We start from the raw sequence: 9,170 nt of genomic DNA, 5'->3' as shown, positions 1-9,170 counted from the left end.
TGCCGCTCATCCAAGTGCGGCAGGATCGTCCCGAACTTCGCCGCCAGGACCTGCTCATCGATCTCCACGACCATGGCCATACCAGAACCATGACAGAACAATCACGACATGTACAAGTTAATTTGAGACAATTCCTTAGTGGTCGCCGCCGTCGACCACTTGGTTCGCCGATCTTCCCGGCGACACGTCCCGCGCCGGCAGGTCCCCCGGCACCGGCCGGTCGAGGACGACGGCGGCGCCGAGCACGGCGAGCGCGGGTGCCATCTGGATGCCGTAGCCGCCCTGCCCGGCGAAGCCCGGGTGCTCCGGCCACGCGCCGACGACCGGGTTGCGGTCGGCGACGAACGAGCGCAGGCCGGCCCACGCGATGTGCACGGACCGCAGGCCCAGCGTCGTGGCCGCGTTGATCCGCTCGATGGCCAGCGCCACGTCGAGCTCGTCGGGCTTGGCGTCGCACGGCTCGCTCGGCGTCTCGTCGGCCGGGGAGATCAGCAGCCGGAAGCCCTCGGGACGGAAGTAGAACCGGTCGGCCGCGTCGGCGACCAGCGGCCACGCCGGGTCGACCTCGGCGGCACCGGAGGCGAGCGCGAGCGTGCGGCGCAGGGGTCGCAGGCCTATCGCCGGCACGCCGGCCTTCGCGGCGAGCTCGTCGGCCCACGCGCCGGCGGCGTTCACCACGAGGTCCGCCCCGATCTCGTCCTCGCCCACGGTGACGCGCCAGCCCGCGCCGTCCCGGTTCGTCGCGGTGACCGGGCTGCTGTTGCGGATGGTGCCGCCGCGGGCACGCAAGCCGCGCACATAGCCTTGATGCAGGGCCATCACGTCGATGTCGCTCGCCGTGTCGTCCCACACCGCGGCACGCACGTCGCGCAGCACCGGGCACAGCTCCCTGGCTTGCCGGGGCGACACCGGCTCGGCCGGCAGCGCCTCGACGCGCCCGGCGCCGTCGTCGTCGACGGCGACCCACAGCGAGCCGTGCGGCGTCAGCAACGGCGGGGTGTCGAGCTCGGTCTCCAGCGCGCGGTACCGGGGTCCGCTCGCGACGGTGAGCGCGCGGACGACCGGGCTGCCGTAGCTGGGCGCGTAGATCGCCGCCGAGCGGCCGGTCGTGTGTTCGGCGAGGGTCGGCTCGGCCTCGGCGAGCAGGACGCTCGCGTGGGCGGCGAGCTCGTAGGCGATCGAGACACCGGCCATGCCGCCGCCGACCACGAGTACGTCAACCATGGTCGCAGCCTAATTGGGTTGCCGGGGCGTCTACCGTGGTCGGTTGGGAGCCGCTTTCTTGAGGCTGCGCCGTCGCTGACAGCGACGGCTTTCTGACGCGCGTCTCGCGACCACGGCACCGACCCGTCGACACCCGCCGCGGAAGTCCATATCGGACAGTGGACCCGGCTGGCGACCGCGTTGGCGGCCGACCGCTCCATCAGCCCGCCCCCGCTGCCCCGAGCCCTACGCGACTGACCGCGAGTCCAACACCCAGAACCCGCGAGTCCAACACCCAGAACCCGCGAGTCCAACACTCAGGACCCGCGAGTCCAACACTCAGGACCCGCGAGTCCAACGTTCGGAACGTGCGCGAACGTCGGACTCGGAGGTCGCGAGTGTTGGACTCACCTCACCGGAGCGTTGGACTCGCGAGGTCGGTGCGGGCGGCTCATGGTGTCCAGCTCGGGTCGCGGCCGCTCAGGCCCAGGACGCGGTCCAGCATCGGCGCCGAGCCGGGCACCGTCACTTCCGCGCCGAACGCACCCATCTCCCGGCCCTGCGGCCCCATCGCGGCGACCATCTCGTGCACCGTCGCCAGCACGGCCGGGTCGGTCTCGATCGACTGACCGGTGGCGCGGGCCAGGTCCCAGCCGTGCACCACCAGCTCGCCCACCATCATCATGCCGATCATGCGCGCCGGCATCGAGCCGCCGGCCAGGCCGGTGTCGCCCTCGGTCGCGCCGGGCTCGCCCCACGCCGCGACCGCCTTGTCCAGCTGGGACGCCAGTGTCTCGGCCCAGTCGCCGCGGGTGAGGTCGGTCTGCTCGGTGATCGGGTCGTCCGCGGGCGCCTGCTGCTTGCGCGCGGCCAGCTCGGAACGGAACGCCGACCAGAACATCAGGTGGTTCACCAGCGCCCGAACGTCCCAGTCCGGGCAGGGGGTCGACCGGTCCAGCTGGTCGGGCCGGACATTCCGGGCGACCTCGACCGCCGACGTGGCGGCCCTTGCCATCATCTCGTGCAGTTCCATGTCCCGGACGCTATGCCGGTGCCGGCCGATATCTCTTGTATGAACGCGACAGCCCCGGCATACATTGGCCCCGTGGACTACGAGCTGGATGACGACTCGGACCGGATCGACGTGGACGTCGTGTGGACGTTCATGTCCACCCAGGCCTACTGGGGCCGCTGGCGCGACCGCGCGCAGGTAGAGCGGCAGCTCGCCGGGTCGTGGAAAGTCGTCGGGGCGTACGAGAAGGGCACCGGGGCGATGGCCGGGTTCGCCCGCGCGGTCTCCGACGGCATCGCGCTCGCCTACCTCGCCGACGTGTTCGTGCTCGACGGCGCGCGCGGCCACGGGCTGGGCAAGGCGCTCGTCAAGGCCATGATCGACGACGGGCCCGGGGCGGAGTTCCGCTGGATGCTCCACACCGCCGACGCGCACGAGCTGTACCGGCGGTTCGGCTTCACCGAACCCGACGTCACCTACATGGAACGGCCGGGCAAGAACGCGCCGATCAGCGAGTCATAGCCGACAGCTCGCGCCGCAGCTCCACCGCGCAGTCCGCCAGGTGCGCGAGGAACCGCGGCAGCGAAGGCGCCCCCGACGCCCGGTCGACGGTCGCCGCGAACACGCCGCGGGTCGAGGACTCCTCCGCACGCAAGCGTTTCACCACGATGTCCTGCCGCACCGCGCCCGCCGCGAGGCCCGGCAGCAGCGTGATCCCCAGGCCGGCCGCGACCAGCCCCTGCTTCGCCGTCCACTCGCGCACCACGTACCGCACGGCCGGCCGGAAACCGGACCGCAGGCACGCCCCGATCAGCGTGTCCTCGACGGCCGTCGAACCGGCGATCCAGCTCTCCCGGGCCAGCTCGGTGAGCCGCAGCGCCCGCCGGCCGGCCAGCCGGTGCTCGCGGGGCAGCGCGACCAGCAGCGGGTCGTCGAGCAGGTGCCGCAGGACCAGGCCGCCGGTGTCCACCGACTGTCCCGATTGGACGGTCAGCACCGCGACATCCAGCTCACCGGCCCGCAGCCGGGCGACCTGGGTCGCGGTCACCCCGTCGGACAGGGACAGCTCGACCCTCGGGTGCGCGACCTGGAACGCCGCCATCGCCCGTGGCACCAGCACCGCCTCGGCCGTCGCGAAGGCGCCGATCCGCAGCCGGCCACCGTCGAGCTCACGCAACGCGGCGAGGTCGCGCCGCGCGGTGTCGAGCCGGTCGAGCACCGCCTCGGCGTGGTCGAGCAGGCACCGGCCCTCGTCGGTGAGCCGCACGCCTCGCGACCCCCGGTCGAACAGCGGTGCGGCCACGTCCTCCTCGAGCGCGGCGATCTGCCGGGAGACCGCGGACTGCGTGTAGCGCAACGACTTCGCGGCCGCGGTGAACGAGCCATGCCGGGCCACCTCGCGGAAGGTCGTCAGGCCAGCGATGTCCATATGGCATATCTACCATGCGAAACATTCGCTTGTCGCATGTCGGCGGCGGACCTAGCTTCGGCGCCATGCACACCATCGCGTTTCTGGGCCTCGGCCACATGGGCCTCCCGATGGCCGGCCGGCTGGTCGCCGCCGGCTACGAGGTCACCGTATGGAACCGCACCCGCGCCAAGGCGGTCGCGGTGCCCGGCGCCCGCGTCGCGGACACCCCGGCCAAGGCCGTCGCCGGCGTCGACGTCGTGCTCACGATGCTCGCCGACCCGGCCGCCGTCGACGCGGTCGTGTTCGGCCCGGACGGGGTGGCGGGGGCGATCCGGCCGGGCACCGTCCTGGTCGAGATGTCCACGATCGGCCCGACCGCGGTCGCCGGCCTCGCGCGCGGCCTGCCCGAGGGGGTGGGGCTGGTGGACGCGCCGGTCGGCGGCAGCACCGGGGCAGCAGGGCGGGGCGAGCTGACCGTGTTCACCGGCGGCGCGGACGCCGACGTCGCGGCGGTGACCCCGGTGCTCGAGCGGCTGGGCACGGTCCTGCGCTGCGGCGGCCCCGGCGCAGGCGCGGCGGCCAAGCTCGTGAGGATCACCGCGATGGTCTCCGGCGTGACGCTGCTGGGCGAGCTGCGGGCCATCGGCGCCGCGCTGGCCGTGCCGGCCGAGCTCACCGAACGGCTGCTCGCCAATGGTCCGCTGGCCGCGCTGGTCGAGCGGTCGAAGGGCACCGACAGCCACTTCGCCGTCGAGCTCGCCGCGAAGGACCTCGGCCTCGCGGTCGAGCACGCCGACGCCCCGATCGCCAGGGCCGCACTGGAGCGGATCCGCTCGACACTGCCCCGCATCAGCGGCCGCGACGTCGGCGCGCTGGCCAACCCACCCGAGTAGAAGGCAGGCATGACCGTCACGTTCCACAACCCACCCACCGCGCCGGCCCCGGCCGCCGCCTACTCCAACGTCGCCGAGATCGACCTCGGCGCGTGCAAGCTGCTGATCCTGTCCGGCCAGGCCGCCCTGGACGACGACGGCCACGTCGTCGGCGGGGACGACCTGGGCGCGCAGACGGCGTTCGTCTTCGACTCGATCGGCGCCCTGCTGGCCGACCGCGGCGCGACGTTCGACGACGTGGTGAACATCCGCACGTACATGGCCGACATGGACCGGCTGGCCGAGTACGGCGCCGTGCGGCGCGCCTACCTGACCGACCGGCTCCCGACCAGCACCACCGTCGAGGTGTCCCGCCTGTTCCGCCCCGGCCTGCTGCTGGAGGTCGACATCACCGCCGTGGTTCCAGGAACGGCGTGAGCAGTCCCGGCACGGTGTCGGCGGCGAACCGCAGCCCCTCGTTCTCGCCGACGTCGCGCACGAAGTACTCGCCGCTGTTGGCCGCGGTCGTGGCGGCGATCGTGACCAGGCCGGACCGGCGCTGGAACGGCGAGCTGCGGACCGTCCAGCCGATGATCCCGCTGCGCACCAGCGCGACCGTGTGCCGGCTGCCGGCGCCGTACCGGGTCACCAGGTAGTCGCCGGACAGGCCGTGGCCGAGGTTGCGGTAGTCGTCGACCGCCAGCGCGACCGCGACGGGCAGAAGCACGACGGCGGCGATCCAGGCGAGGTGCAGCAGCACCACCGTGAACAGCGCGCCCAGCAGGGCGAGCACCGCCACCACGCCGGCCACGCCGAACACCGCCCAGCGCAACCGCCGGGCCCGCGCGGCCGGCGGGTGCGCCTGGATGTCCACATCGGACAACGGGGAGGCGCCGAGCACCTCGACCGCCACCCGTTGCGCGATGGCGATCGGCGCGGCCGGCAGCAGCGTCTTCGGGTTGGACTTCTCGTTCTCGGTGGTGGCCTTGAGCCCGGTGGCGACCACGTCGACCCTGGCGGCGCCGAGCATGCGCGCACCGAACGCCTCGAACATGTCCACACCGCGCAGCCGCCGGCGCTCCAAGGACAGCGACCGGGTCGTGAGCAGTCCTCTGTGGACGCGCAGGGTGCCCTTCTCGCGGGTGAGCCGGTAGCGCCACCACATCTCGACGAACAGCCCCAGCGACCCGACGAACCCGACCACCAGGCCGACCGCGACCAGCATCGCGACGAGGCCGAGCACCGACAGCCCGCCGAACAGGTCGCGGACCGTGGTGAACACCGCGCCCTGCAGGTTGAACCAGTCCGAGGCCTGCATGACCGCGCCGAACGCGGCCGCGCCGAGGATCGGCGTGGTCACCGAGACCGGCGCGTACCGCAGCCAGGCCCAGTCGAGCTCGGCGATCGGCGGGCGGGCGGCGGGGACGACCTCGCCGGCAGCAGGGGCCGGCTCCTCGTCGTCCAGCAGCAGCCGGCGCAGCTCCTCGGCGCGGGCCCGGTCGATCGGGTCGAGCGTGAGGTGGCTTTGCTGGCCGGTGACCTGCTGCCCGGTGCCGATCTTGACCTTGGTGAGGCCGAACGCGCGCAGCAGCGGGTTGGCGGTCAGGTCGACGGTGCGCACCCGCTCCCGCGGGATCGACCGCAGCTTGTGCAGCACCCAGGCGTAGCGCAGCTCCACCCGCTCGCCGGTGATCCGGTAGCTCGTGTGCCGCCAGCGCACCCGGTCGGCGAAGGCGCTCAGCCCGGTGAGTGCGACGACCCCGCCGAGCGCGATCAGCAGCACCGGGCCCGCCGGGCGACTGCCCCGCAGCATGCCGAGCACGATCGGCGTCGCGACCGACAGGCCGACGCCGGCCATGGTCAGCGCGGTGACCACGACCGTGTTCCGGTGCAGCCGCTGCCATGACATTGGCTCGCTCCGCTCGCCGGTGAGTGGGCCTGTTCCCGGTTTCTTCCCTCCTGCACTGCTCGTTCGTTCCTCACTCCGCTGCTCGTCAGTCCGGACACCGGCGGCCCACTGTGCTGGATCGGCTCGCTCCGCTCGCCGGTGAGTGGGCCTGCTCCCGGTGTCTTCCCTCCTGCGCTGCTCACTCACTCGTACCTCGCTCGCTCCGCTGCTCGTCAGTCCAGACACCGGCGGCCCACTCACGGGCTCGTGACACCGGCTCGCTCTGTGACATTGGCTCGCTCGCGGGATCGGTCATGTCGCGTCTCCGCGGTTGGCTTGGGCGGTCTCGGTCAGCCGCTCCACCAGGGCCGCGGCCAGCTCGTGGTCCAAGCCCTGGATCTTGAGCGGCCCGGCCGCCGAGGCCGTGGTGACCGTGACGCTCGACAGCCGGAACAGCTGCTCGAGCGGGCCGCGGGCGGTGTCCACGGTCTGGATCCGGGACATCGGTGCGATCCGCCACTCTTGCCACAGCCACCCCGTGCGGGTGTACACCGCGTCCTCGGTGACCTCCCAGCGGTGCACCCGGTACCGCCAGAACGGCACGATCACGCCGTACGGCACGCCGATCACCAGCACGATGCCCATCGCGAGCAGCAGCCACGGCGCGGCGGGCGTGATGATGACCGCCAGCACGGCCAGCACGACCACCGGGACCGCGGTCCACGTCAGCTCGTTGGTGAGCCAGTAGCCCACCGCGCGCCGCTCGACCTGGTTGCGTGGCGGCCGCAGCCGTACCACCTCGTTCACCTGTGTCTCCTCCCCCGCTCGGTGTCTCGGGACGTTAGGCGGGACGCGTGTGCGCCCGCGTCGGTCCGAAGAACGATTTCCGCTCGTCATTCCCTTGGTCGACACCGCTCCGCTATCTTGCCGACCCATGAAGCGTGTCCTGACGATTGTCCTGCTTGTCCTGGCCGGGCTGGTGGTGGCGCCGGGCGGCACCGCGGGGGCCCACCCCGCCCCATTGTCCTGGCGGCTCAGCCCGACCGGGACCGACGCGCAGCTTCGCGGCCTGTCCGTGGTCAGCCGGCACGTCGCTTGGGCCAGCGGCGCCCGCGGCACCGTGCTGCGAACCGTCGACGGCGGCCGGACCTGGAAGCAGGTCGGCCCGCCGGACACCGCGACCCTCGACTTCCGCGACATCGAGGCGTTCGACGCGCGCAACGCGGTGGCGCTGTCGATCGGCAACGGCGAGGACTCGCGGATCTACCGGACCACCGACGGTGGCGCCACGTGGACCGAGACGTTCCGCAACACCGAGCCCGCCGCGTTCTACAACTGCGTCGCGTTCTTCGACAAGCACCACGGCCTCGCCACCGGCGACCCGGTGGAGGGCGAGTTCCGCGTGCTGTCCACGTCGAACGGTGGCCGGTCGTGGCAGCGGGTGCCCGGCGAGGGGATCCCGCCCGCACTGGACGGCGAGTTCGAGTTCTCCGCGAGCGGCCAGTGCATCACGGTGGCGGGCAAGAAGGACGCGTGGATCGCCACCGGCGGCTCGACCGTCGCGCGGGTGCTGCACTCGGCCGACCGCGGCCGCACCTGGACCGCGAGCGACACGCCGCTGCTGAGCAACCCCAGCGCGGGCGTGTTCGCGGTGGCGTTCCGCACGCCGCGGCAGGGCATCGCGATCGGCGGCGACTTCCTGAACCCGACCGGCGGCGAGGACAACCTGGCGCTGACCTCCGACGCCGGCCGCACCTGGCGCGAGCCGGCGAACTCGCCGCGGGGGTACCGCTCCGCCGTGGTCTACCACCCGTTCCTGCGCTCGCTGCTCATCGCCGTCGGCCCGACCGGCAGCGACGTGAGCCTGGACGGCGGCCGGCGCTGGCGGCAGTTCGACGACGGCACGTTCGACTCGGTGGGCTGCGGCCGGGACGGCGCCTGCTGGGCCTCCGGCGCCCAAGGCCGGGTGGCAACCTTGCAAATCGGCTGATCCTACGGTGGTCACGGGGCAGAATTCCGCCCCGTGACCACCGCACGACAGCTGCTGAACAGCATCGACGGCCTGCCCTACGGCGCCCGCCAGCGCACGCTCGCCGAGCGGGCCCGAACCCTGCCCGCCGCCGAGCTCGCCGCCCTGCTCGACGAGCTGCACGCCGAGGGCGGCTTCGCCCGGCGGGTCGGGCTGCACCTGGCGTACGTGGCCGGCGATCTCACCTACGTCGAGCGGTGCCTGTCCGCGACCGAGACCGACGTCCTGCGGCGCGCGCTCGGCGCAGCGGTCCGGATGGGGCTGGCCCCGGCCGCGCTCGTGGCGCGCCTCCCGGAGCTTTCGACCGCGTTGCGCGCCGGGCTGTACCAGGACGTGCGCCGCCGCCGGGTCGCCGACCTCGCCGAGGCGCTGCTGCCGGCCGTGCGCGAGCGGTTCGGCGACGTGGAGGCGGCGCTGCCCGAGCTCGGGCACGCGGTCACCGGCTGGCGGATGATCGGCCACCGCCACCCCACCGTCCTGCTGGACCATCTCGACGCCGAGCTGACCGCGACCCCGCGCTCCGGTTGGGCCTGGCTGGTCGACGCGGTCGGCACCGGGCTCGCGGCCGCCGCGCTCAGCGAGCCGGCCAGGGTGCTGGCGGTGCTGGAGCGGACCGCCCCGCACGCGCCGGTGCCGGCCGCCCTCGCCCGCACGATCGGGTCGCTGGCCCGGCACGACCCGAGCCGGCTGCTCCGCGTGCTGCTCGACCCGCGCCGTCCCGGCGGCGTGCCGGGCGGGCGGGCGTTGTGGCGGGC

Annotated in this window: 9 protein-coding genes and 1 pseudogene; 5 read left to right on the top strand and 5 right to left on the bottom strand. The window is 73.2% G+C overall.

The features are described from left to right. Positions 1-135: 135 nt before the first annotated feature. Both GEV28_RS40450 and GEV28_RS40445 read right to left on the bottom strand, forming a co-directional pair. Positions 136-1,224, bottom strand: a complete 1,089-nt coding sequence (locus GEV28_RS40450; RefSeq protein ID WP_291419388.1) for an FAD-binding oxidoreductase — start codon at positions 1,222-1,224, stop codon at positions 136-138. 430 nt (positions 1,225-1,654) lie between these two features. Continuing rightward, a complete protein-coding gene (locus tag GEV28_RS40445) occupies positions 1,655-2,236 on the bottom strand; it encodes a TIGR03086 family metal-binding protein (protein WP_291419386.1) in 582 nt (193 codons plus the stop codon). Between the two features lie 132 nt (positions 2,237-2,368). On the opposite strand from GEV28_RS40445, the gene GEV28_RS40440 reads away from it, so the two are divergent. Continuing rightward, positions 2,369-2,737, top strand: coding sequence for a GNAT family N-acetyltransferase (locus tag GEV28_RS40440; protein ID WP_291419390.1), 369 nt, complete (start codon positions 2,369-2,371; stop codon positions 2,735-2,737). Here the strand turns inward: GEV28_RS40440 and GEV28_RS40435 are convergent. Continuing rightward, on the bottom strand, positions 2,724-3,644 hold the full coding sequence (locus GEV28_RS40435; RefSeq protein ID WP_291419384.1) for a LysR family transcriptional regulator: 921 nt from the start codon (positions 3,642-3,644) through the stop codon (positions 2,724-2,726). The genes GEV28_RS40440 and GEV28_RS40435 overlap by 14 nt on opposite strands. A 65-nt stretch (positions 3,645-3,709) precedes the next feature. Here GEV28_RS40435 and GEV28_RS40430 point away from each other — a divergent pair, with 65 nt between their 5' ends. Then, positions 3,710-4,519: an NAD(P)-dependent oxidoreductase gene (locus GEV28_RS40430; protein ID WP_291419382.1), complete on the top strand. Its 810-nt coding sequence runs from the start codon at positions 3,710-3,712 to the stop codon at positions 4,517-4,519. A gap of 9 nt (positions 4,520-4,528) precedes the next feature. After that, complete coding sequence (locus GEV28_RS40425) at positions 4,529-4,936, top strand: RidA family protein (RefSeq protein ID WP_291419380.1); 408 nt, start codon at positions 4,529-4,531, stop codon at positions 4,934-4,936. On the opposite strand, the gene GEV28_RS40420 is transcribed toward GEV28_RS40425, so the two are convergent. Both GEV28_RS40420 and GEV28_RS40415 read right to left on the bottom strand, forming a co-directional pair. Next, positions 4,908-6,407, bottom strand: a complete 1,500-nt coding sequence (locus tag GEV28_RS40420; protein WP_291419378.1) for a PH domain-containing protein — start codon at positions 6,405-6,407, stop codon at positions 4,908-4,910. The genes GEV28_RS40425 and GEV28_RS40420 overlap by 29 nt on opposite strands. A 291-nt stretch (positions 6,408-6,698) precedes the next feature. Beyond that, the gene (locus GEV28_RS40415) at positions 6,699-7,193 is read right to left on the bottom strand and encodes a PH domain-containing protein (RefSeq protein ID WP_291419376.1); all 495 of its coding nucleotides are present in this window, start codon (positions 7,191-7,193) and stop codon (positions 6,699-6,701) included. A gap of 127 nt (positions 7,194-7,320) precedes the next feature. On the opposite strand from GEV28_RS40415, the gene GEV28_RS40410 reads away from it, so the two are divergent. Further along, positions 7,321-8,376: an oxidoreductase gene (locus GEV28_RS40410; RefSeq protein WP_291419373.1), complete on the top strand. Its 1,056-nt coding sequence runs from the start codon at positions 7,321-7,323 to the stop codon at positions 8,374-8,376. 33 nt (positions 8,377-8,409) lie between these two features. Next, a pseudogene (locus GEV28_RS40405) lies at positions 8,410-9,170 on the top strand (hypothetical protein); the annotation flags it as partial.

Source organism: Actinophytocola sp. (genome assembly GCF_009379765.1).
GTDB lineage: Bacteria > Actinomycetota > Actinomycetes > Mycobacteriales > Pseudonocardiaceae > Actinophytocola.
The sequence above is the reverse complement of the archived record's forward strand: the minus strand, read 5'-3'. Positions and strand labels throughout refer to the sequence as shown.

Excerpts from the sequence above, each read along its gene's own strand:
- GEV28_RS40445 (WP_291419386.1), bottom strand. The coding sequence starts at position 2,236 with ATGGAACTGCACGAGATGATGGCAAGGGCCGCCACGTCGGCGGTCGAG.
- GEV28_RS40435 (WP_291419384.1), bottom strand. The coding sequence starts at position 3,644 with ATGGACATCGCTGGCCTGACGACCTTCCGCGAGGTGGCCCGGCATGGC.
- GEV28_RS40420 (WP_291419378.1), bottom strand. The coding sequence starts at position 6,407 with ATGTCATGGCAGCGGCTGCACCGGAACACGGTCGTGGTCACCGCGCTG.
- GEV28_RS40450 (WP_291419388.1), bottom strand. The coding sequence starts at position 1,224 with ATGGTTGACGTACTCGTGGTCGGCGGCGGCATGGCCGGTGTCTCGATC.
- GEV28_RS40430 (WP_291419382.1), top strand. The coding sequence starts at position 3,710 with ATGCACACCATCGCGTTTCTGGGCCTCGGCCACATGGGCCTCCCGATG.
- GEV28_RS40440 (WP_291419390.1), top strand. The coding sequence starts at position 2,369 with ATGTCCACCCAGGCCTACTGGGGCCGCTGGCGCGACCGCGCGCAGGTA.
- GEV28_RS40410 (WP_291419373.1), top strand. The coding sequence starts at position 7,321 with ATGAAGCGTGTCCTGACGATTGTCCTGCTTGTCCTGGCCGGGCTGGTG.
- GEV28_RS40425 (WP_291419380.1), top strand. The coding sequence starts at position 4,529 with ATGACCGTCACGTTCCACAACCCACCCACCGCGCCGGCCCCGGCCGCC.